The organism is Leisingera sp. XS_AS12 (genome assembly GCF_041224635.1).
GTDB lineage: Bacteria > Pseudomonadota > Alphaproteobacteria > Rhodobacterales > Rhodobacteraceae > Leisingera.
On sequence record NZ_JBGFGM010000128.1, the window covers coordinates 1 to 21,234 of the forward strand.

20 protein-coding genes and 1 tRNA gene are annotated in these 21,234 nt (G+C 62.3%); 10 read left to right on the top strand and 11 right to left on the bottom strand.

The genetic code is table 11. The features are described 5' to 3' along the window. Positions 1–222 precede the first annotated feature (222 nt). Positions 223–840, bottom strand: coding sequence for a protein-methionine-sulfoxide reductase heme-binding subunit MsrQ (gene msrQ / locus AB9K35_RS21995; protein WP_369929485.1), 618 nt, complete (start codon positions 838–840; stop codon positions 223–225). A 10-nt stretch (positions 841–850) separates the two neighbouring features. Next, positions 851–1,756 (bottom strand): protein-methionine-sulfoxide reductase catalytic subunit MsrP, encoded by a 906-nt coding sequence (gene msrP / locus AB9K35_RS22000; RefSeq protein ID WP_369929487.1) that lies wholly within the window; start codon positions 1,754–1,756, stop codon positions 851–853. 189 nt (positions 1,757–1,945) lie between these two features. Between msrP and AB9K35_RS22005 the strand changes: the two genes are divergently transcribed. From AB9K35_RS22005 to AB9K35_RS22015, 3 genes are all read left to right on the top strand, one after another. Further along, positions 1,946–2,383 carry a DUF302 domain-containing protein gene (locus AB9K35_RS22005; RefSeq protein WP_369929489.1) on the top strand — a complete coding sequence of 146 codons (438 nt, stop codon included), beginning with the start codon at positions 1,946–1,948 and terminating at the stop codon, positions 2,381–2,383. Positions 2,384–2,483: 100 nt separating this feature from the next. Next, positions 2,484–3,050, top strand: coding sequence for a hypothetical protein (locus AB9K35_RS22010; RefSeq protein WP_222454198.1), 567 nt, complete (start codon positions 2,484–2,486; stop codon positions 3,048–3,050). 50 nt (positions 3,051–3,100) lie between these two features. After that, the gene (locus tag AB9K35_RS22015; RefSeq protein WP_369929491.1) at positions 3,101–3,436 is read left to right on the top strand and encodes a hypothetical protein; all 336 of its coding nucleotides are present in this window, start codon (positions 3,101–3,103) and stop codon (positions 3,434–3,436) included. A gap of 103 nt (positions 3,437–3,539) precedes the next feature. Here AB9K35_RS22015 and clpB read toward each other — a convergent pair whose 3' ends face one another. Then, on the bottom strand, positions 3,540–6,158 hold the full coding sequence (gene clpB / locus AB9K35_RS22020) for an ATP-dependent chaperone ClpB (RefSeq protein ID WP_369929493.1): 2,619 nt from the start codon (positions 6,156–6,158) through the stop codon (positions 3,540–3,542). A 264-nt stretch (positions 6,159–6,422) separates the two neighbouring features. Here clpB and pyrF point away from each other — a divergent pair, with 264 nt between their 5' ends. Continuing rightward, positions 6,423–7,133 (top strand): orotidine-5'-phosphate decarboxylase, encoded by a 711-nt coding sequence (gene pyrF / locus AB9K35_RS22025; RefSeq protein ID WP_369929495.1) that lies wholly within the window; start codon positions 6,423–6,425, stop codon positions 7,131–7,133. A gap of 413 nt (positions 7,134–7,546) precedes the next feature. Here pyrF and AB9K35_RS22030 read toward each other — a convergent pair whose 3' ends face one another. Then, on the bottom strand, positions 7,547–7,978 hold the full coding sequence (locus AB9K35_RS22030) for an NUDIX hydrolase (protein ID WP_369929498.1): 432 nt from the start codon (positions 7,976–7,978) through the stop codon (positions 7,547–7,549). Between the two features lie 95 nt (positions 7,979–8,073). Here AB9K35_RS22030 and AB9K35_RS22035 point away from each other — a divergent pair, with 95 nt between their 5' ends. Further along, a complete protein-coding gene (locus AB9K35_RS22035; RefSeq protein ID WP_369929500.1) occupies positions 8,074–9,327 on the top strand; it encodes a DNA polymerase IV in 1,254 nt (417 codons plus the stop codon). A 40-nt stretch (positions 9,328–9,367) separates the two neighbouring features. Here AB9K35_RS22035 and AB9K35_RS22040 read toward each other — a convergent pair whose 3' ends face one another. Further along, positions 9,368–10,228 carry an N-formylglutamate amidohydrolase gene (locus tag AB9K35_RS22040; protein WP_369929502.1) on the bottom strand — a complete coding sequence of 287 codons (861 nt, stop codon included), beginning with the start codon at positions 10,226–10,228 and terminating at the stop codon, positions 9,368–9,370. A gap of 162 nt (positions 10,229–10,390) precedes the next feature. On the opposite strand from AB9K35_RS22040, the gene AB9K35_RS22045 reads away from it, so the two are divergent. The 4 genes from AB9K35_RS22045 (at position 10,391) to AB9K35_RS22060 (ending at position 13,069) form a co-directional block, all read left to right on the top strand. Beyond that, a tRNA-Val gene (locus AB9K35_RS22045) sits at positions 10,391–10,465 on the top strand. A 79-nt stretch (positions 10,466–10,544) separates the two neighbouring features. After that, the gene (ykgO, locus tag AB9K35_RS22050) at positions 10,545–10,670 is read left to right on the top strand and encodes a type B 50S ribosomal protein L36 (RefSeq protein WP_005648635.1); all 126 of its coding nucleotides are present in this window, start codon (positions 10,545–10,547) and stop codon (positions 10,668–10,670) included. A 285-nt stretch (positions 10,671–10,955) separates the two neighbouring features. Then, positions 10,956–11,972: a Fe(3+) ABC transporter substrate-binding protein gene (locus AB9K35_RS22055; protein ID WP_222454205.1), complete on the top strand. Its 1,017-nt coding sequence runs from the start codon at positions 10,956–10,958 to the stop codon at positions 11,970–11,972. 236 nt (positions 11,973–12,208) lie between these two features. Continuing rightward, a complete protein-coding gene (locus AB9K35_RS22060; RefSeq protein ID WP_369929505.1) occupies positions 12,209–13,069 on the top strand; it encodes a GTP-binding protein in 861 nt (286 codons plus the stop codon). Between the two features lie 61 nt (positions 13,070–13,130). Here AB9K35_RS22060 and AB9K35_RS22065 read toward each other — a convergent pair whose 3' ends face one another. The 5 genes from AB9K35_RS22065 to AB9K35_RS22085 form a co-directional block, all read right to left on the bottom strand. Beyond that, complete coding sequence (locus tag AB9K35_RS22065; RefSeq protein WP_369929507.1) at positions 13,131–14,810, bottom strand: ABC transporter permease; 1,680 nt, start codon at positions 14,808–14,810, stop codon at positions 13,131–13,133. Between the two features lie 167 nt (positions 14,811–14,977). Continuing rightward, on the bottom strand, positions 14,978–16,195 hold the full coding sequence (locus tag AB9K35_RS22070; RefSeq protein WP_369929509.1) for a phenylacetate--CoA ligase family protein: 1,218 nt from the start codon (positions 16,193–16,195) through the stop codon (positions 14,978–14,980). Positions 16,196–16,212: 17 nt separating this feature from the next. Beyond that, positions 16,213–17,061, bottom strand: coding sequence for an ABC transporter ATP-binding protein (locus AB9K35_RS22075; RefSeq protein WP_222454209.1), 849 nt, complete (start codon positions 17,059–17,061; stop codon positions 16,213–16,215). Between the two features lie 125 nt (positions 17,062–17,186). After that, positions 17,187–18,470: an ABC transporter substrate-binding protein gene (locus AB9K35_RS22080; RefSeq protein ID WP_222454210.1), complete on the bottom strand. Its 1,284-nt coding sequence runs from the start codon at positions 18,468–18,470 to the stop codon at positions 17,187–17,189. 88 nt (positions 18,471–18,558) lie between these two features. Then, complete coding sequence (locus AB9K35_RS22085; RefSeq protein WP_369929512.1) at positions 18,559–19,635, bottom strand: branched-chain amino acid ABC transporter permease; 1,077 nt, start codon at positions 19,633–19,635, stop codon at positions 18,559–18,561. A gap of 193 nt (positions 19,636–19,828) precedes the next feature. On the opposite strand from AB9K35_RS22085, the gene AB9K35_RS22090 reads away from it, so the two are divergent. Further along, entirely contained in the window at positions 19,829–20,164 is a 336-nt protein-coding gene (locus AB9K35_RS22090; RefSeq protein WP_369929514.1) for an SHOCT domain-containing protein, read from the top strand. A 36-nt stretch (positions 20,165–20,200) separates the two neighbouring features. On the opposite strand, the gene AB9K35_RS22095 is transcribed toward AB9K35_RS22090, so the two are convergent. Then, on the bottom strand, positions 20,201–21,187 hold the full coding sequence (locus AB9K35_RS22095; RefSeq protein WP_222454214.1) for a branched-chain amino acid ABC transporter permease: 987 nt from the start codon (positions 21,185–21,187) through the stop codon (positions 20,201–20,203). Positions 21,188–21,234 lie beyond the last annotated feature (47 nt).

Here is a 21,234-nt window from a genome sequence, read left to right on the forward strand (position 1 = left end):
AAACAGGACCGTTGCGCCATTCTCACAGCGCGCCCGCCTCGTTCCATCCAACAGATGCCGCCGTCTCTCCAGCGCGTCCCACCGTCTCTCCGGCGTGTCAGCAGCGCCTCAGCGCCGCCGGTGAAGGGGCTTTTACGGACAGTTGCCGCAGGGCGCAAGGGCTATTTTCAAAAAAGATGCGTTTTTTGGGAACCCGGCAGTTTTCGGCAGTTTTCCATGGGTTTAAGCCCGATCCCGCCTTGCCTGCGGCGGCCAGCGCAAGCGCTTCATTGGCAGGCGTGTGGCGAGCAGCGCAACAACCGCAGCGAGGTAGGCCAATGGCTCCAGCTGGAAGCCCTTGGCCAGCATCACATAGTGCAGCGCCGCGAGGACCGCAGCGACATAGGCCAGCCGGTGCAACCGGTGCCAGCGGCGCCCAAGGCGGCGCATCGACAGGGTGTTGGATGTGGCCGCCAGCGGCAGCAGCAGCGCAAACCCCAGCATTCCGATGGTGATGTAGGGCCGCTTCAGTACATCCGCCACGATCTGTGCCGGGATCTGCACGTCGAGCACCAGCCAGACCAGGAGGTGGCAGGCTGCATAGAAGAAGCACAAGAGGCCGATCGCCCGGCGGAACCGCAACAGGTTCAGCCCCGTCAGTCGCCGCAACGGCGTGACGGCAAGGCTCAGGATCATCAGCTGAAGCGCCAGCTTTCCGTATTCGTGCTCCAGCGCCTCGATTGGTTCAACGCCGAGGCCGCCGGTCAGCCCGAGGTAAAACAGCCAAGGCGCGGGCAACGCCCCCAGCAGGTAGACGACCCAGACCGGCAGGCGGCGCAGCTGGCGGTTCAGATGCTCCATCCCGGCGCCGTCAAAAATGTCGGGACAGGTCCATGCCCTCGTAGAGGGCGGCGACCTCGTCGGCATAGCCGTTGAACATCAGCGTCGGCTGGCGCTTGGCAAACAGCCCGCCGCCGATGCGGCGCTCGCTGGCCTGGCTCCAGCGCGGGTGCGAGACCTCGGGGTTCACGTTGCTGTAGAACCCGTATTCGCGCGGGTTGGCCATGTTCCAGCTGCAGGGGGGTTCCTTGTCGGTCAGGGTGATGCGGACGATCGACTTGATCGACTTGAAACCGTATTTCCACGGCACCACCAGGCGCAGCGGCGCGCCGTTCTGATTGGGCAACGGCTTGCCGAATATGCCGGTGGCCATGATCGTCAGCGGGTGCATAGCCTCATCCAAGCGCAACCCCTCGCGGTAGGGCCAGTCCAACACCCTGTAGGCGGTGCCGGGCATTTCCGACGGGCGGTAGAGCGTTTCGAAGGCTACGTATTTTGCCTCCGCCTGCACGCCTGCAAGCGCCAGAAGATCGGCCAGCTCGAACCCCTGCCAGGGCACGACCATCGACCAGGCCTCGACGCAGCGGAAACGGTAGATGCGCTCCTCCAGTGTCATCTCGCCCAGGATCTGGTCCATCGAATAGCTGCCCGGCCGCTCCACCATGCCGCCGATTTCGACGCTCCAGGGTTTCGTCGTCATGCGGCCCGCATAGGCGGCGGGATCGCTTTTGCCGGTGCCGAATTCGTAGAAGTTGCAGTAGCTGGTGACCTCCTCCCAGCTGTTGGGCTCCAGCGCACCCTCTGCCGCGGCGCGGCTGCCCAGCGCACCCGCCAACCCCGCGCCCGCCAGCCCCGCGATGATTTTGCGGCGGTTCCAGAAGGCCGCCTCCGGTGTGGTATCGGCATGGGTCAGATCATTGCTCCAGCGGCGCGCCATCGGTGTCTCCTGCGGTTCTGCGTTCCCCTCAGCTAACCCTCAACGCAGGGAATCCCAAAACATATCCTGTCACGACTGCGCGAGAGCGCTGTAACCTTTGCCCACAGACCGGGGCCGTGACGGCGGAAAGCGGTAGTGTTGCCGTGGATTGTCGGGCAAAAATCAACAAAGGGATAAGGGGGATCTCGCATGAAACACGTCATCACCGCCGCGCTGCTTGCGCTTGCTGCGCAGTCACTGGGCGCCCAGGAGATGCAGAGCTACGACACCACGCTCAGCTTCGAGGATGTGACCTTTGGCCTGGAGAACGCGATTGCCAACCGCGGGCTGCGGCTGGAGCATGTCAGCCATGTGGGCGACATGCTGGAGCGCACCCGCGGCGACGTCGGCTCTGATGTGGTGCTATTTGAGAACGCCAAGGTGTTCTCCTTCTGCTCCGCACGGTTGTCGCGGCAGGTGATGGAGGCGAACCCGATGAACATCACCTATTGCCCCTATGACATCTTTGTCGCGCAGTTGCCGGACAGCGAGTCCGTGACCATCGGCTTCCGCCCCTACCCACCCGGCGACATGCAGCCAATCCAGGATCTGCTGGACAGCCTGGTTCGGGAAGCGATCGAGGAATAATCTGAGCAGGGCTCCGCCAGACGGAAATTTCCCCCCTGCCCTTGCGACACACAACCGATATGGTGACGGCAAAGATACGAACCGGCACGGGCTAACCTGAATGAAATCGCTACTGACTTCCCTGTTGCTACTGGCGGCTAGCTTGCTGAGCGCCTGCGCCAACGCACCGACCGCCAGCCGCGATGACGTCGCGGAGCTGTCTCAAGCGCTGCAATCGCTGGACCCGAGCGTCGATCCTGCAGAGGCACGTCGCGCGGCCGAGATCGCATATGAACATTCGGCAAGACTGGCAAAAGAATACAATGTCACGACCTCGCCCATCATTCACAACACCCTTGTGAATACGGGCGTCAAGGAACGCGGTATCTGCGTCCATTATGCCGAGGACATGCAGGCGCGGCTCAACCAGGAAAACTTCCGCACGCTGACCATGCTGCGCGCCATCGCCGAACCTCGCAATGAGTTCCGCATCGACCATAGCACCGCGGTGATTGCACCCAAAGGGGCTGACATCTACGGCGGCATCGTGCTGGATCCATGGCGCTACGGCGGGCGACTGTTCTGGTCTCCCACAACCGAAGACACACGCTATGACTGGGAGCCGCGCATGGAGGTGCTGCGTCGCAAGTACGAACGTCGGGTTGCGCGGGGAGAAACCGGCATATGAGCCACCACTCCCAGCTGCTTCAGCGCCACTGCTGAGCCCGAGACGCCACCATGCGCCATATGCTCATCCGTTTCTGTATCGCCCTGGCCGCGTATCCGCTGACGGCCACCGCGGAAACATCGGCACCTGCGGACAACAGTTGGGCAAAGCAGAAATGCGAGCTGTACCGGCGCGCTGTGGACGACGCGCTGGGTTATGTAGGGAGAGAGGGGATGCGCCCCGAGTTTCTGGCCCGCAACGAAGCATTCATTGCGGGCGGTTGCGTCGGTCGGGGGAATGTCTGCCCCGAGACAACACAGGAACAGGCGTTCGCCAACCTGCTCACCCTGATGACCATGAACGAGGGCATGGCCAGCACCTTTGTTCCTTTCGGCTGCCGATCCTGAGGACCGAAGGCCATGCCCGCCACCGACGGCGGGCACACAACAAGCCCTGACTAGAAAGGCCCGCCATTTCTGGCGGGCCAAGTGTTTCAGATTTCAAAGACGATCAGTGGACGACCGCATTGTCAGGCTTGGGGCGGTCAGTTGTTCCCAGCCGGTCCCCGATGATCAGCCCATCGGTCCCGGCGGTGACCGGTACCGTGTCACCATCCTTGATCTCACCGCTCAGCAGGGCTTCGGCCAGCGGGTTCTGCAAGGCGCGCTGGATGACCCGCTTCAGCGGTCGAGCGCCAAACACCGGATCATAACCTTCGTCGGCGAGCCAGGTCTTTGCCCCCTCGTCCAGTTCAAGGGAGATCTTGCGCCCGGCCAGCCGCTTCAGCAGTCGTGCCAGCTGGATATCGACGATACCATCCATATCCTTACGGTTCAGCCGGTCAAAGATAATGGTCTCGTCCAGGCGGTTCAGGAACTCGGGCCGGAAGTGCGCGCGGACCGCATCCATCACATCCCGACGGGCATCTGAAGCGTCTGCCCCCTCCGGCAACTGGCTCAGCGCCTGGGCGCCAAGGTTGGAGGTCAGGATGATGAGTGTCTGCTTGAAGTCAACCGTGCGCCCCTGACCATCTGTCAGCATACCGTCGTCCAGCACCTGCAGCAGCACGTTGAAGACATCCGGATGCGCCTTCTCTACTTCGTCGAAGAGAACCACCTGGTAGGGACGGCGCCGCACCGCTTCGGTCAGCACCCCACCTTCGTCGTAGCCGACGTAACCCGGCGGTGCACCGATCAGGCGCGCGACAGAGTGCTTCTCCATGAACTCTGACATGTCGATACGCACCATCGCGTGCTCATCATCGAACAGGAAGCCCGCCACCGCCTTGGTAAGCTCGGTCTTGCCGACCCCGGTCGGGCCAAGGAACAGGAAAGACCCCAGCGGGCGATTCTCGTCGTTCAGCCCGGCACGCGCCCGGCGCACGGCATTGGCCACCGCAGTTACCGCAGCATTCTGGCCGATCACCCGGCGATGGAGCTCATCCTCCATCCGCAAGAGCTTGTCGCGCTCTCCCTCCAGCATCTTGGAGGTCGGAATACCGGTCCAGCGTTCCACCACGGCGGCGATCTGCTCGGGTCTCACGGCCTCTTCGACCATCAGACCCTGTTCTTCCTTCTGCTCGGCATCCGCGAGCTGCTTTTCCAGCCCCGGAATGACGCCATAGGACAGCTCACCCGCCTTGGCGAGGTTACCCTCGCGCTTGGCAATGTCCAGTTCCGCGCGGGCCCGGTCCAACTGCTCCTTCAGATCGCGGGCAGAAGCCAGCTTGTCGCGTTCCGACTGCCACTGCGCGGTCATTTCGGCGGATTGCTCCTGCAGCTCGGCCAGTTCCTTTTGCAGCTTCTCCAGCCGATCACGAGAGGCGGCGTCCTCTTCCAGCTTCAGCGCCTCTTCCTCGATCTGCATCTGCAGAATCTGCCGGTCCAGCGCATCCAGCTCTTCAGGTTTGCTGTCCACCTGCATGCGCAGACGGCTCGCGGCCTCGTCGACCAGGTCAATCGCCTTGTCGGGCAGGAAACGGTCGGTGATGTAACGGTTCGACAGCGTCGCCGCCGCCACCAAGGCCGCATCGGCGATACGCACGCCGTGGTGCAGCTCGTACTTCTCCTTGATACCGCGCAGGATCGAAACGGTGTCTTCCACCGTCGGTTCCTGCACCATCACCGGCTGGAAGCGGCGGGCAAGAGCGGCGTCCTTCTCCACGTATTTGCGGTATTCATCCAGCGTGGTGGCGCCGATGCAGTGCAGTTCGCCGCGCGCCAGCGCCGGTTTGATGAGGTTCGCGGCATCCATCGCGCCATCCGCCTTACCGGCACCTACCAGCGTGTGCATCTCGTCGATGAACAGGATGATCTCACCAGCCGCCTCGGTCACCTCGGTCAAGACAGCCTTCAGGCGTTCCTCGAACTCGCCACGGTATTTCGCGCCAGCAATGAGCGCCCCCATGTCGAGAGCCAACAGCTGCTTGTCGCGCAGGGACTCCGGCACATCGCCATTGACGATGCGCAGCGCCATCCCCTCGGCAATCGCGGTCTTACCAACACCCGGCTCGCCGATCAGCACCGGGTTGTTCTTGGTCCGCCGACTCAGCACCTGCATCGAGCGGCGAATTTCCTCGTCACGACCGATGATCGGATCAATCTTGCCTTCCCGTGCAGCCTCGGTCAGATCGCGCGCGTATTTCTTGAGCGCATCATACCCTTCCTCGGCAGTGGCGGAGTCTGCGGTGCGCCCCTTGCGGATGTCGTTGATCGCTTCATTGAGTTTCTGCGCCGAGACATGACCAGCCTCCAACGCGTCCTTGGCCTTTGACTTCACCATGCAAAGCGCCATCAACAGACGCTCGACCGGCACGAAACTGTCACCGGCCTTCTCGGCAATCTTGGCCGCTTCATCCAGAACCTTGGCAGTCTGCCCATCCAGATAGATCTGCGCGGCATCGCCACTGACCTTGGGTTGTTTGGCCACAGCGGCATCGACCGCTTCGGCGACGCGCGCAGGCGCTCCACCGGCACGGGAGATCAGGTTGCTGGCCAACCCCTGATCATCATCCATCAGTGCTTTCAGAATGTGTTCCGGCACCAGTCGCTGGTGCCCTTCGCGCATGGCTATGGTCTGCGCGGCCTGCACGAAACCACGTGCACGCTCCGTGAACTTGTTCAAGTCCATCTTGCTCTCCTTTTTCAAGCGCCCAATGTGTCTGGCGGCGCCCGCCTTGCGGCACGCCCCGGTCCGGGCCTCAGGGTTCAATGTGGGAAGCATCCGGGACGCTTCAAGACCAATAAACCCCAAAAGGATGTGCAAATCCCTGACTTGGATCAACCTATCCGACGGAGGCAGCCATGCCGCCCGCTCCGGACTTGCCCCACATCGCCCCCTTGCGTATGAAACGCCAGTTTCACGCAAAACCTGCCAGTCTCATGAGGATCCCCGATGACCCAAGCCCCGCGCGCCGACGACCGCCTGATTGTTGCCATGGATGTCCCCAACGCGGTGGCAGGTCTGCAGCTGGCCGACCAGCTGGGCGATGCCGTGTCCTTCTACAAGATCGGCCTCGGCATGCTGACCGGCGGCGGCCTGGGGCTTGCCAATGAACTCAAGCAGGAACGTGGAAAGCGCATTTTCCTCGACATGAAGCTGTTTGATATCGGTGCCACGGTGGAAAATGCGGTGCGCGGGTTGGCACAATTCGATCTGGATTTCCTGACGGTGCATGGCGATCCCTATGTCGTCCGCGCCGCCAAGGAAGGGACAGCAGGCAAAGACCTCAAAATCCTCGCCGTTACCATCCTGACCTCGCTCGACCGGCAGGACCTGGATACCGCCCTGATCAAGGAGGGCGCGGTTCAGGATCTGGTTCTGGAGCGTGCCGGAAATGCGCTCGCCGCGGGCGCTGACGGTGTCATCGCCAGCCCTCAGGAAGCCGCCTTGATCCGCGCATTGCCCGAGGCGCAGGGCAAGCTGATCGTCACCCCCGGCGTCCGCCCGACGGGTGCGGCGCTCGGCGACCAAAAACGTGTCGCCACGCCGGCCAACGCCATCGCGGACGGCGCCGACCACATCGTCGTAGGCCGCCCGATCTGGCAAGCTCAGGACCCCCGCGGCGCTGCCGAGGCCATCCTGACGGAGCTGCGTTCGATCTGAAGCCTCCGCGGCCAGAACCCGCAAATGCGGGGCATACGGATGCCCCGCATCCGCAACATTGCGCGGCAGCGACCTTGGCGCGCGGGCTATCTGCCCAAAATTTAGGCGGAATAAAAAATCGATCTTAAATGCATCTTGCCCGCGTATCCCCCTCGGCGCGCGCCGCCTGACGTAAGGGCAAGGCGCTCATTTGCAAGATGAAACTGGGACAGCAAGGCACGGCTGCGCCAAATCGTCCTGTGCTGAAAATGGCACACCAATTTCGGCAGCCCGCCTCGGCACCTGTCGCTTTCTTTGCGAAACACCCGCGGGTGCGCGATTCTCGGGGTTGAGACACTCCCCAGACGGGCTGGACTTCCTGAGGCCCGTCACCTACCCCCGCCTCGCAGCGGGGGCTTTCTTTTCAGTTCGCCTTACGCGCCACCGGCCGCCAGATAGGCTCTCAGCTGTTCGGCGAAATGCGGCACCGCCAGGGGATGGGCGCAATAGTTCTGCGGCGACATCAACGCCCAGCTCTGCCCCTCGTCGCCCAGACGCACCTCCTGCGCTAGAGCTGCCGGCTGGTGACTCGCAAACATCCAGACCCAGCCACGTGGTCGGAGGTATGCGCAGGACCAGCTCAAGGCGGAAGCCGATAACCGCAGTCCCACTTCTTCAAAGGTCTCTCGCAGAGCGCAGGCCTCCGGACTCTCGCGTCCCTCTCGACCACCTCCCGGCAAATCCCAATGCCCCGGATAGGGAATGTCCGGCTTGTCATCACGCTGGATCACCAAAAGGTCGCTCCCAAGGAACAGTGCCAGTTTCGCCCCGGAAAATTCTGCTTTGGCAATCGCGTCCTTTGTCATGGTCTGTCACTTGGCCACGCGAGAGGTTAAAGACAACCCTTCCGCCAGCAGTTAGACTGGCCTCCGCCCTCGCCCCGGACAGAATTTGACGCGACATGCATGCCCTTTGCCGAGACTGCCTGAGCCAAATCGCGCCCGCTCGCCGCTGCCCCCAGTGCGGCAGCCCGCGCATTACGGCGCATCGCGAACTCTTCACGCTGTCCATTGCGCATATGGATTGCGACGCTTTCTACGCCAGCGTCGAAAAACGTGATAACCCGGAGTTGGCGGCGAAGCCTGTCATCATTGGCGGCGGCAAGCGCGGGGTGGTGTCCACCGCCTGTTACATTGCCCGCATTCGTGGCGTTCGTTCCGCCATGCCGATGTATCAAGCCCTGAAGCTTTGCCCCGAGGCCGTGGTGGTGAAGCCACGCATGGAGGTCTACGTCGAGGTCAGCCGCGAGATCCGCAAGATGATGAACGAGCTGACACCGGACATCGAGCCGCTGTCACTGGACGAGGCTTTCATGGATCTCTCCGGCACCGAAAAACTGCATGGCGCTCCGCCCGCGGTGATGCTTGCACGGCTGGTCAAGCGAATGAAGGATGAAATCGGCGTCACCGGTTCGATCGGTCTGAGCCACAACAAGTTTCTGGCCAAAGTGGCATCCGATCTCGACAAGCCACGCGGTTTCTCCGTGATCGGCGAGGCGGAAACCGCGGACTTCCTGCGCGAAAAACCTGTCCGCCTGATCTGGGGAATTGGCCCTGCTGCCCAGGCCAGCCTGGAAAAGGCGGGGATTCGCACGTTTAGCGACCTGCTTCGCTGGGACCGAAACGCGCTGAACAGCCGCTTTGGCTCCATGGGCGACCGGCTGTGGCACCTGGCCCGCGGCGAGGACCGGCGACGGGTCTCCGCCCATGCACCGATCAAGTCGATCTCCAAGGAAACGACCTTTTTTGAGGACACCGCCAACATCGAGGTGCTCGACGGCCACCTCTGGCGTTTGGTGGAACAGGTCGCGGACCGGGCCAAAGCCCGAGAGAAGGCCGGCCGGGTCGTGACGCTGAAGCTCAAGCGGGCCAATCATTCCGCCCTGACCCGGCGGTTGACCTTGCAGGCCCCTACTCAGATGGCTGACCGGATCTATCGAACGGCCCGCACCCTGCTGGACCAGGTCGGCGACGAGGGCCCCTATCGGCTGTTGGGCTGCGGCATTTCCGATCTGGTTCCCGAATCGCAGGCAGAAGACGGGGGAGATCTGCTCGACCCACGCGCCTCCCAACGCGCTGAGGCCGAACGGGCAACCGACGCGATCCGCAAGCGGTTTGGCCATGCCGCGATTCTGAAAGGGCGGGCCTTACGCTGACGTCTTGATAGACCCGCCCGTGTTGCCGCTCGTTTGCAGGTTACTCGGCCGCCAGTGGCATTTCCTCGCTCCCGATCGTTGCGATCTCGGCGATGACCCCCCGCAGCAGGCGCTGGAACGATTCGAAATTGGGGTTGGGACAGATATTTGCCTCATCCATATACAGTGCCCGGTCGATCTCGATCTGCACGGCGTGCTGGCGCCGCGAGGGGCGCCCATAGGTCTGCGTAATGTAGGCGCCCGCGAACGGCGCGTTGCGGGCGACCTTCAACCCGGCCGAAACGAAGGCCGCTTCGATGCGATCCACCACATCCGAATCTGCCGCCGCCCCAAAGCGATCCCCCAGAACGATCTCCGGTCGTCCACCCGACGGTGGAATCATCGAGTCGACCGCCTCATGCGGCATGGAGTGGCAGTCCACAAGAATCGCCTGCCCGAATGTCCTGTGGGCCTGTTCCAGCATCGCCTTGAGCGTCCGGTGATAGGGATGCCAGCACTCCGCGATACGGCGATCAGCCTCGGCCCTCGGCAATTTCCCCCGGTAGATCGCGCGGCCATTGGCCACGACGCGCGGAATCACCCCCAGCCCAGAGGCCACGCGCGGATTCTGACCTCGTTTTTGCACACCTTCGATCAACGCAGGGTCCAATTCCTCCGGCGAGCGATTCAGGTCCAGGTAGGCACGCGGCTTCAGCGCGCACAACAAGGGCGCGCCATAATCCGGCGCCGCTGCGAATAGCTGATCAACAAAGGCATCCTCGGAGCTGCGGATCGCCTTACGCCCCAGAATCGTCTGCGCCATGAAGGATTCAGAGTAATCTGTGCCACTATGCGGGGAGGCAAAGACCACGGCCGAGACCTGTTTCGCGGGCAAAATCACGGAAAACGCTGTATCTGGCATCCTTGCTCCGGTGCTTCTTCTGCAAGAAACAGCATATCGCGGAAATTTCTGGGGTCAAAAGCTCTTGCACCCCGCTGCGACTCTATTTATAGACCCCCTCACCGGCGCGGCACCCCGCGCTCCTTTGACTTCCAAGGGGCACGGACGGCGCGCAGGCCAGGTGGGCGATTAGCTCAGCGGTAGAGCACTTCGTTGACATCGAAGGGGTCACAAGTTCGATCCTTGTATCGCCCACCACCCCATTCACTGCCCCGGCTTCGGCCTCGGCACCCGCTAACCCAGGCGCTGGTTCGCGCCGCAGACAAGGAGAGAGGCCATGAAGGTCAAGAACTCGCTCCGCTCGCTGAAGAACCGGCACCGCGATTGCCGGGTCGTGCGCCGCAAAGGCCGCGTTTACGTGATCAACAAGACCCAGCGCAAGTTCAAAGCGCGCCAGGGCTGAGATCCGCAAAAGCGACATGCAGAAAACCGCATCATCCGATGCGGTTTTTTTGCTTTTGGGACGTCCGGTTTTCTCTCTTCACCGTTGATTGTCCCCAATTACCCCAATCGATTCGTCTCATTTGCACAGCGGCGCCCGGGCGATGGCACCGATGCGGAACCACGCGTCGGCGGCAACATTAAAGTATCCGATTTTTTCTGTCAGAAATCCTTTGCATCCGCCGGAAATTGCTTTAAGCGACTATTTCAGTCGGAAAATGAACCGCCAAGAAATATGGGACATGACATGCTGAAGACCACCACCATTCTGGCAGGCGCCCTTGCCGCCACGATCGCTACCTCCGCCTATGCCGAAGGTGAGCTGAACATCTACTCGTCGCGCCACTACGACACCGACGAAGCACTTTATACCGACTTTGAGGAAGCCACCGGCATCACCATCAACCGCATCGAGGGCAAGGCCGACGAGCTGATCGCCCGCATGTCCGCCGAAGGTGAAAACTCCCCGGCTGATGTCCTGCTGACCGTGGACACCTCGCGTCTGAGCCGCGCCAAGGAAGCTGGCCTGCTGCAGGAAGTCGACAGCGACGTTCTCGAAGCGCGCATCCCCGCCTACCTGCAGGATGAGGACAACCAGTGGTTTGGCTTCAGCCAGCGCTCCCGCATCATTTTCTACGACAAGGACGCCGTTGCCAACCCGCCGCGCACCTACCTGGACCTCGCTGACCCCGCCTACAAAGGCATGGTCTGCATTCGCTCCTCGACCAACACCTACAACCAGACCCTGCTGGCCTCGATCGTGACGCATCACGGGGCGGAAAAGGCCAAGGAATGGGCTGAAGGCGTTGTTGCAAACATGGCCCGCGAACCGCAAGGTGGCGACACCGACCAGCTCCGCGGCATCGTTTCCGGCGAGTGCGAGATTGCCGTTGGCAACAGCTACTACTTCGCCCGCTCGATCCGCAAGGACGTGAAAGGCCTGTCTGAAAACCGCGACCAGATCGGTTGGGTCTTCCCGGCGCAGAACGAAGAAGGCGCCCACATGAACCTGTCTGGCGGTGGCGTGGCCGCACATGCCCCGAACCGCGACAACGCCGTGAAGTTCCTGGAGTACCTGGCAAGCGATTCCGCGCAGAAGTACTTCTCGGCCGGCAATGACGAATACCCGGCTGTTCCGGGCGTCGGCCTCGCCCCCTCGATCGCGGCCCTGGGTCACTTCAAACCGGACGACGTGAACCTGTCCGAAGTGGCCAAGAACCTGCCGGAAGCTCAGAAGATCTTCGACGCCGTCGGCTGGAAGTAATTTTCCGAACAGGACCTGGAAAGGCGCGGCATCGTCCGCGCCTTTTTCTGTTTCGGCCATCCACCGTCTTGTAGTCCCGCCTGCCGCGAACCGTTTCCGCAGGCGGCCGAATTGTTTCCAGTGCAAGAACAACTAGACCCAGCTGCACAAGGTACCTATACGTTCCCAAAAAATTTGATTTAGGGGAGTGACTGCATGCAGTGTTGCGCATGTCGTGCCACGCGGTGGTCGTGGCTATGAAACGTATTCCAGTAACCATTGTCAGCGGCTACTTGGGGGCCGGAAAAACCACGCTGGTCAACCGCCTCCTGGCCGAGGACCACGGGCTGAAGCTCACCATCATCGTCAATGACTTCGGCGCGATCAATATTGATGAAGCGCTGATCCAGAACAAAGACGGCGGCACCCTCGCGCTGAGCAATGGCTGCGTCTGCTGCTCCATGGACGGCGAGCTTACAAATGCCCTGCAGCAGGTCGTTGAACAGGCGCAACGCCCGGATCACCTGCTGATCGAGGCCAGCGGCATCGCAGATCCGGTCTCCATTGCTAACACGGTCCTGAACCAAGGGGCTCTCAGCTATGGCGGCATCGTCACCTTGGTCGATGCGCAGAACATCGATGCCCTGCTGGATGATCCCGTGGTTGCCCCTCAGGCCAAACAGCAGATCCGGGCCGCCGACCTTGTGATTGCCACCAAGTGCGACGCGATCAGCTCGGAACTCGGCACGCTTTTGGAAGAGGTCGGTGCCCGCACCCCCACGGTGATAGACGGTCGCCCGGTGGCCGAGTTACTGTTCGACATCTTGCCCTTACCCAAGGGCCACATCGTATCGCCCCACCCGGCCTATACCACGTGGCACCACCGCAGCTCCGAGGTAATCGACCGCCGCCGCCTGGGCGACAAGCTGGCGCAGCGGCCTGCCGGGCTCTACCGGATGAAGGGTTTTGTGATGACAAATGGCGGCGCCTATGAACTGCACGTCGTGGGCCGCCATGTCGAAGCCAAGCGTTGCGACGCCGAGGAAACCCTGCTGGTTGCTCTGGGACCGGCCGATCGGGTCAGCCGCGACGACATCGAAGCCTGGTGGGCGGCCTGACCCTGATGCGGACAACCGGGCAACTTGTGTTTAAACAAGCGGCCCGCGGTCCCCGTCGCACCTAGCCGCGACGCCCGACCTGTCGGCAGATCAGGATCACCGGCAGCAATCCCACGGCCATAATCACCAGCGAAGGCACTGCCGCGCCTTCGAGCCGTTCATCCGCGGCCAGCCGGTGCGCTTGCACGGCCAAGGTGTCAAAATTGAAGGGACGCATGATCAGCGTGGCCGGCAGCTCTTTCATCACATCGACGAAAACGATCAGCAGCGCGGTCAGCAGACTGGGGGTCAGCAACGGCAGATGCACCCGACGGAGCATCCCAAGCGGCCCCTGCCCCAGCGAGCGCGCCGCTGCATCCACATTGGCATGCATGCTGGCCTGCCCGCCCTCATAGGCCCCCAGAGCCGCAGCCATGAAGCGCACCCCATAGGCCGCGACCAGCAACCAAATCGAGCCGGTCACCAGCAGACCGGTGCGGATCCCGAAGGTCTCGCGCATCCAGGCGTCCAGAGCATTGTCGAAGGCGGCAAAGGGCACGATCAACCCGACGGCGATCACACCGCCCGGCACCGCGTATCCCAAGCGTGCCAGGTAGGCCGCCAGCGCCGAACCCCGCCCCGGTCGCAGGCGCTGATAGAAGCCCAGGCAGACCGCAGCCGCAACCGTCAATACCGCCGCCGCAGCCGCCAGCGTCACCGAATTGGTGGTGAAGGCGATGTAACGACGGCTAAGCAGGTTCTGCTCCGATTCCAGGCTCATCAAGGCGAGGATGATCACTGGAAGCACGAAACCCAGCACCACCGGAACCGAACACAGGAACATCGCCAGAGCGGCCTTCGCTTTGCCGATTCGTGCAGGTGGCATCGGGTTGTGGTGCTTGCCCGCATGGTGATAGCGGGCGCGCCCGCGCGTCGCCCGTTCGATAACTGCCAAGGTCAGCGCAAAACTCAGAAGGCACAAGGCCAGCTGCGCGGCCCCGCCGCGATCCGCCAGAGAAAACCAGCTGGTGTAGATGCCTGTCGCGAAGGTCTGCACACCGAAATAGGACACCGTGCCGAAGTCCGCGATTGTCTCCATCACCGCCAGCAAGACACCTGAGGCAATGGCCGGTCGCGCCATCGGAAGGCTGACCCGCCAAAAGGCGGCCCAAGCGCTCTTGCCCAATGCCCGTGCGGCCAGAAAGGCCCCGGCGCTCTGCTGCAGGAAGGCCGCACGCGCCAACAGGTAGACGTAGGGATAGAGCACAAGCACAAGCATCAGTGCCGCGCCGCCGGTCGAGCGGACCTCGGGAAACCAGTAGTCGCGAGGCCCCCAACCGGTCACCTCCCGCAACGTGGCCTGCACAATGCCTGGATGGTCAAGCACGTGGGTATAGGCATAGGCCAACACATAGGCCGGGAAAGCCAGCGGCAGCACCAGGGCAATCTCCAGGAACCGCACGCCCGGGAACCGGGTCATCGTCACCAGCCAGGCTGCCCCGGTACCAACGGCCAAGGTCCCGATCGCCACCAGTGCGACCAGAAGGAGCGTGGTCAGGGTATATCCCGGAAGCACTGTCGCCGCGAGATGGCGGATCGTGTCGGTGCCGCCAAAAGCGGCCGCCAAGGCCACCGCCAGCATCGGAAGTACGCAGGACAATGCCACGCCCCACGCCAAGATGCCGAAAACCCCGCCGCCACTGCGGCCTGCGCGGCGGCGCCCATTGGGCGAATATTCAACGGTGTCGTCAGCTGCTGTCATGAATCCGGCTCGGGTTGCGCCCTGCCGTAATACGACTAAAGCTGTCGGAAATTCCAGCGCGAAAGCGCCGGATCACGCCCCCTGCGGCAATGCTGGATGCGCCAGAGCAAAAGGGGCGCCTCTCGGACGCCCCTCCACCAATACGGTCAGTCCCGTCTCGGCAGCACTCAGTCGTAGCTGCGCTGATCCTCGATCACCAGACCATCCTTTGGCAATGTCCCCGGTTCCAGCACCTCAACGCGGCCTTTCAACTTCAGCAGCTCAACAACCGAGCGGGCAAAGTCAGCTTCGTCGCCCCCCTTGGCCTCGATCCGGACCGTCATCACGTCCATTTCGCCGTCGCGGCTGGCAACGACCCGCGCCTTGACGATTTCATCATGCTTGTCGACCAGAGCCGCCACCTGCTCCGGACGCACGAACATCCCCTTGATCTTGGTGGTCTGGTCCGCGCGCCCCATCCAGCCCTTGATCCGCAGGTTGGTGCGACCGCAAGGGGACTGCCCCGGCAACACCGCCGAGAGATCCCCGGTGGCAAAACGGATCAACGGATAGTCCGGGTTGAGCGTGGTCACCAGCACCTCGCCCACTTCGCCCGGTGCGACCGGTGTGCCGGTTCCCGGGGTGACGATCTCGACGATCACATGTTCGTCGGTGATCAACCCCTCCATCGCCGGGCTTTCATAGGCGATATTGCCCAGATCGGCCGTGGCATAGCATTGCAGGCAGCTGATCCCGCGGTCGGCATATTCCTGGCGCAGGCTCGGAAACAGCGCACCGCCGCCGACGGCTGCCTTGGAAAACGACAGCTCAATCCCCATGGCATCCGCGCGATCCAGGATCACCTTCAGATAATCCGGTGTGCCTGCATAGGCGGTTGCGCCAACGTCACGTGCCGCTGTGACCTGCAACTCGGTCTGGCCCGTGCCGGCAGGCAGCACTGCCGCCCCCACAGCCCGCGCCCCGTTCTCGAAGATCATCCCTGCCGGCGTCAGATGGTAGCCGAAGCAGTTCTGCACCACATCGCCGGGGCCAATACCGGCAGCGTTCAGGAACCGGCCCATGCGCCACCAGTCGTGGTCCAGACCGCCCGGTTCATAGATCGGTCCCGGGCTTTGGAAGATATGCGCGAACCCCTGCGCGGGCTTGACCGTGAAACCGCCAAAGGGAGGGTTGGCGGCCTGCGCGCGGCTCAGCTCAGATTTGCGCAATACCGGCAGGGCAGCCAGATCGGCGACCGAGGTCACCTGTTCGGGGTCAACATCGTCCAGCATCCCGGCATAGCCCGGCGCCTGTTTGGCACGAGCCAGCTGCTGCGGCAGGGTCCGGGCCAGATCCGCGGCCCGTTCGTCACTGCTGCGGGTTTCAAGCGTGTCAAAGTAGCTCATAACATCACGCTCCTGCATCAGCTCAACCACCTCTTGCGACGGCGATACGAGCGGACGTCGCGGAAGCTTTTGCGCCCCTCGTCCGACATACCGAGGTAGAATTCCTTCACGTCCGGGTTCTCACGCAGCTCTGCCGCGGGCCCGTCCATCACCACACGTCCCGACTCCAGAATGTAGCCGTAGTGGGCATAACGCAGGGCGACATTGGTGTTCTGTTCGGCCAGAAGGAAAGTCACCCCCTCCTGCTCGTTGATCGACTTCACGATCTCGAAGATCTGTTCCACCAGCTGCGGCGCCAGCCCCATCGAGGGTTCGTCGAGCAGAATGGTTTCCGGTCGCGACATCAGCGCACGGCCCATTGCGACCATCTGCTGCTCGCCGCCCGACGTATAACCGGCCTGGCTCTTGCGCCGCTCCTTCAGCCGCGGGAAGTAATGATAGACCATTTCCAGGTCTTTCTGGATGTCGGCATTGCTGTCACCGCGGGTGTAGGCACCGGTCAGCAGGTTTTCCTCGACGGTCAGGTGCTCAAAACAGTGGCGCCCTTCCATCACCTGGATCACGCCCTTCTTCACCAGTTCCGCCGGGTCGCGCTCATGCACGTTCTGGCCACGGTACTTGATCGAACCCTTGGTCACCTCGCCACGTTCCGAATGCAGCAAGTTCGAGATTGCCTTCAGCGTGGTGGTCTTTCCCGCCCCGTTGCCCCCCAACAGCGCGGTGATCCCGCCCTTGGGCACATTCAGGCTGACGCCCTTAAGAACGAGGATCACGTGATTGTAGATGACCTCGATATTGTTGACCTCCAGCAGGGTCTCGGCCTGCACGTCGGAAGTGCCTGCGGGGGTGTTGGCTGCATCCAGCATCAATGCTTGTCCTCATGCGGTCGGGTCAGGCGCGGTTGGCGGCGCTGCCCCGGTCTGTTCCGGCTGGCGCGGCGGCTCCCCGCCGCGCCGGTTCTCGTGCCCCGAATCAGGGGCGGTCCGCGGTGTTACTCGCAGCGCGGCTCGATGTTGTTTTCGGAGGCGTAGGCAGCAGAGTCCTCTTCGATCAGCTTGCCAATCACCTCGCCATCGGTCGGCATGAAGTCAGAGATGGCGTTCCAAGTCTTGGTGGAGGCATCCCACTGCACGACACCGACAAGACCCGGGCCACCGTGGTTTTCGCAAGTGACCGTGAATTCAGGTCCGAAACCGGCCATGCCCAGGGATTCCATCTTGGCGTTGGTCATTTCCAGCGCCTCCATGCCATCACGCATCATCGCTGCGGTGATTTCACCCGTGCCATGGATCTCCTGAGCGGTCTTGGCGGCTTCGGCGGCCAGCATGGCAGCATAAAGACCACGGTTGTACTGCACGGCCCCCAACTGGTCGCCCGCGCCTGCGGCCTTGCCCGCATCAACGACATATTTCTTCAAATCGTCGTAGACCGGGTAGTCCATGCCCAGACCGGTGAAGGTCAGCGCCTTGTAGCCATCTGCCTTGGCGCCAGCCGGTTCGACGTCAAATTCGGCGCCGGACCACCACACACCAATGAAGTTCTCCATCGGGAAGCGGATGTTGGCGGCTTCCTGGATCGCCACCTGGTTCATCACGCCCCAACCCCACATCACAACGTAGTCAGGCTTCTCGCGGCGGATCTGCAGCCACTGGGACTTCTGTTCCTGACCCGGGTGATCCACCGGCAGCAGCGTCAGCTCATAGCCGTGCTTGGCGGACAGTTCCTCCAGCGTGCGGATCGGCTCCTTTCCGTAGGCCGAGTTGTGATACACCAGCGCGATCTTCTTGCCCTTGAGATCACCATCGTTGATGTCCAGCAGGTGGTTGATCGCCCCCGAAGCACCGTTCCAGTAGTTCGCCGGGTAGTTGAACACATGGCTGAAGACCTTGCCGTTTGCCGCAGAGGTCCGGCCGTAGCCCATGGTGTGCAGCGGGATGCCATCCGCGGTCACTTTCGGGATCAGCTGATAGGTAATGCCGGTGGACAGCGGCTGATAGACCAGCGCGCCCTCGCCCTTAGTCGCCTCGTAGCATTCCACACCTTTTTCGGTGTTGTAGCCGGTTTCGCATTCGATGACCCGCGCCTTGACGCCGCCGATGCCACCATCGCGCTCATTCAGAAGGGTGAAATAGTCGTTGTAGCCATCCGAGAACGGGATGCCGCCTGCCGCATAGGGGCCGGTGCGGTAGCTGAGATCGGGGAATACCAGGTCCGCCATTGCGGGACCGGCGGCCATGGCGGTGCCCAGCACCAGTGTGGTCAGTGTCTTCTTCATCGGCTTGTATCCTCCCTTGAATTTATCCGATGTACGCAATCTGCGTGGGTCGTCTTGTTTTTCCCACCGCGCTTGGCCACTGCCCGCATCAATGCGGGAAGGGCCACAGTCTCAGTTTTTCCTTGGCCACACGCCACAGCTGGGCCATGCCGTGCGGTTCCGCGATCAGGAAGACGATTATGAGCGCCCCCACGATCACCAACTGGAAATGGGCGACGATGTCCGTTGGCCAACCCAGGATGTCGACGCCAACCACCTTCAGGACCACCGGCAGCAGCACCAGGAAGGCCGCGCCCGCAAAGCTGCCGAAGATCGAGCCAAGACCGCCCAGGATCACCATGAACAGCACCAGGAACGATTTCTGGATGCCGAAGGCTTCACCCACCTCGACCGCGCCGAGGTAGACCGCAAAGAACAGCGCCCCGGCGATGCCGATGAAGAAGCCCGACACCGCAAAGGCGGTCAGCTTGGCCTTCAAGGGGTTCACGCCGATGATCTCGGCGGCGATGTCCATGTCGCGGATCGCCATCCAGCTGCGGCCCACGGTGCCGCGGGTCAGGTTGCGCGCCACCAGCGCACAGGCGGTCAGGAAGATCAGGCAGAACAGGTAGGTCGCCCAGGCAGATGCATTGGGACCGGTGATGATGATGCCGAAGGTATCGCGCTCCGGCGCGTTGATCTGGCCCGAGGCGGAGTAGTTGTAGAACCACGGCACCCGGTTGAACAGCCACACTAGGAAGAACTGTGCCGCCAGCGTCGCCACCGCAAGGTAGAACCCCTTGATGCGCAGGGACGGCAGTCCAAACAGCACGCAGACGCCTGCGGTGATGCCGCCGGCCAGCAGCACATGGATGAACATGCTGATCTCGGGAAAGGCGGTCATCAACTTGTAGCAGGCATAGGCCCCCACCGCCATGAAGCCGCCGGTACCCAGGGACACCTGCCCGCAGTAGCCGACCAGGATGTTCAGCCCGATCGCCGCGATCGAATAGATCAGGAACGGCAGCAGGATCGCATTGGCCCAGTAGTCGTTGATCAGAAAGGGGATGATCCCGAAGGCCACTGCCAGCACCACATAGTAGCGGACGCGGTCGAACTTGATCGGGAAGGTCTGGCTGTCTTCAGCATAGGAGGTTTTGAAATCCCCGGCTTCACGATAGAACATGTCTCAGATGCTCCCTTTCTTCTGCGGGCCGGGTTTGGCCCCGGTACCTGTCTTGAAATTTCCGGTTTCGGTGATCGTCAGACCTGCGCGCGCTGCGCCTCTGCCGTTAACCACTTCGTCAGAAACCCGTTCCTGGCCATAATTTGCCCACTTCTTTCTGCCACCCTGACCGCGGGTAGAGTGAGTGGAAACAATGACCGCGATTTTTGAGGAAATCCGGCGGCTAGAGGCCGCTCGGAAAAATGGCGCCATATCAGAGGCCGAGTTTGCCAGCGCAAAGGCGCGCGTGCTGGATACGGTGGAAGACGCAACTGTTCTGCCACCTTTCGAGACCGCTGCACCGCGGCCCCGGAGCGCCGCCAGCACCGCACCCGGCCCCTGGGGGCTGATGCTGTTGGGGCTCTGCGGCGCGGGTCTGCTGACCTTTCTGGCGGGGCAATTGATCGGCGATCTGACCATTGCCTTCACGCTGGTGGCCGCCTGCGTCGCTGCGGTGGTCGTCGCTGCCTTCCGCAAGTTGGAAGGCTGAGCGCTGCCAACAACCGGGGAGCAGATCATCTGAGCGTCAGACCCGTTCAATGATCTTCTCCCCGAACAGGCCCTGCGGGCGGAACACCAGGAAGATCAGCGCCAGAACATAGGCAAACCAGTTCTCGGTGGCGCCGCCGACCATCGGACCGATGGCGAATTCGAACAGCTTCTCGCCGACGCCGATGATCAGCCCGCCGACGATGGCGCCGGGGATCGAGGTGAAGCCACCCAGCATCAGCACCGGCAGCGCCTTGAGCGCGATCAGCGACAGCGAGAACTGCACGCCGGACTTGGTGCCCCAGACGATGCCGGCCACCAGCGCCACGAAGCCCGCGACCGACCACACCAGCACCCAGATGAAGTTCAGCGAGATGCCGACCGACAGCGCCGCCTGGTGGTCATCCGCCACCGCGCGCATTGCCCGGCCCTGTTTGGTGTACTGGGCAAAGCAGACCAGTCCGGCAACCAGCAGCGCCGCGATGACGGTCGCCACGATGTCCAGGTTGTCGATAAAGAAGCCGTAGCCGAAGATGTTGAAGGTGGTCTCGTCGATCCACAGGTTGATGCCCTGCGGCAGGCCCACGTCCAGCGTCTTGATCTCGGAGCCCCACATCAGGTCAGCGACCCCTTCAAGGAAGTAGGCAAGACCGATGGTGGCCATGAACAGGATGATCGGCTCCTGCCCGACGAGGTGCTTCATCACCAGCACCTGCACCAGCCACGCCAACAGCACCATGACACCCACGGTGAGCGCAATCGCGACGAAGGAGGGCACGGTCCAGCCAAAATGCGTGATATGACCGCCAAAGACCGCGTTGATCAGATGCGAGAACGGCACCTGGCCCTGCATGATCCCCACCAGGGTCATCGCCGCAAACAGCGCCATGACGCCCTGAGCATAGTTGAAAATGCCGGAGGCCTTGTAGATCAGTACGAACCCCAGCGCGACCAGCGCATACAGAACGCCCGCCATCAGGCCGTTCAGCGTCACTTCCATCGCAAAGATGAGTTGTTCAGGCATCCCGCTCTCCTTCTGCAAATTTCTCCGATGAAATCTGCCAAACACTT

Excerpts from the sequence above, each read along its gene's own strand:
- msrQ (WP_369929485.1), bottom strand. The coding sequence starts at position 840 with ATGGAGCATCTGAACCGCCAGCTGCGCCGCCTGCCGGTCTGGGTCGTC.
- msrP (WP_369929487.1), bottom strand. The coding sequence starts at position 1,756 with ATGGCGCGCCGCTGGAGCAATGATCTGACCCATGCCGATACCACACCG.
- AB9K35_RS22005 (WP_369929489.1), top strand. The coding sequence starts at position 1,946 with ATGAAACACGTCATCACCGCCGCGCTGCTTGCGCTTGCTGCGCAGTCA.
- AB9K35_RS22010 (WP_222454198.1), top strand. The coding sequence starts at position 2,484 with ATGAAATCGCTACTGACTTCCCTGTTGCTACTGGCGGCTAGCTTGCTG.
- AB9K35_RS22015 (WP_369929491.1), top strand. The coding sequence starts at position 3,101 with ATGCGCCATATGCTCATCCGTTTCTGTATCGCCCTGGCCGCGTATCCG.
- clpB (WP_369929493.1), bottom strand. The coding sequence starts at position 6,158 with ATGGACTTGAACAAGTTCACGGAGCGTGCACGTGGTTTCGTGCAGGCC.
- pyrF (WP_369929495.1), top strand. The coding sequence starts at position 6,423 with ATGACCCAAGCCCCGCGCGCCGACGACCGCCTGATTGTTGCCATGGAT.
- AB9K35_RS22030 (WP_369929498.1), bottom strand. The coding sequence starts at position 7,978 with ATGACAAAGGACGCGATTGCCAAAGCAGAATTTTCCGGGGCGAAACTG.
- AB9K35_RS22035 (WP_369929500.1), top strand. The coding sequence starts at position 8,074 with ATGCATGCCCTTTGCCGAGACTGCCTGAGCCAAATCGCGCCCGCTCGC.
- AB9K35_RS22040 (WP_369929502.1), bottom strand. The coding sequence starts at position 10,228 with ATGCCAGATACAGCGTTTTCCGTGATTTTGCCCGCGAAACAGGTCTCG.
- ykgO (WP_005648635.1), top strand. The coding sequence starts at position 10,545 with ATGAAGGTCAAGAACTCGCTCCGCTCGCTGAAGAACCGGCACCGCGAT.
- AB9K35_RS22055 (WP_222454205.1), top strand. The coding sequence starts at position 10,956 with ATGCTGAAGACCACCACCATTCTGGCAGGCGCCCTTGCCGCCACGATC.
- AB9K35_RS22060 (WP_369929505.1), top strand. The coding sequence starts at position 12,209 with ATGAAACGTATTCCAGTAACCATTGTCAGCGGCTACTTGGGGGCCGGA.
- AB9K35_RS22065 (WP_369929507.1), bottom strand. The coding sequence starts at position 14,810 with ATGACAGCAGCTGACGACACCGTTGAATATTCGCCCAATGGGCGCCGC.
- AB9K35_RS22070 (WP_369929509.1), bottom strand. The coding sequence starts at position 16,195 with ATGAGCTACTTTGACACGCTTGAAACCCGCAGCAGTGACGAACGGGCC.
- AB9K35_RS22075 (WP_222454209.1), bottom strand. The coding sequence starts at position 17,061 with ATGCTGGATGCAGCCAACACCCCCGCAGGCACTTCCGACGTGCAGGCC.
- AB9K35_RS22080 (WP_222454210.1), bottom strand. The coding sequence starts at position 18,470 with ATGAAGAAGACACTGACCACACTGGTGCTGGGCACCGCCATGGCCGCC.
- AB9K35_RS22085 (WP_369929512.1), bottom strand. The coding sequence starts at position 19,635 with ATGTTCTATCGTGAAGCCGGGGATTTCAAAACCTCCTATGCTGAAGAC.
- AB9K35_RS22090 (WP_369929514.1), top strand. The coding sequence starts at position 19,829 with ATGACCGCGATTTTTGAGGAAATCCGGCGGCTAGAGGCCGCTCGGAAA.
- AB9K35_RS22095 (WP_222454214.1), bottom strand. The coding sequence starts at position 21,187 with ATGCCTGAACAACTCATCTTTGCGATGGAAGTGACGCTGAACGGCCTG.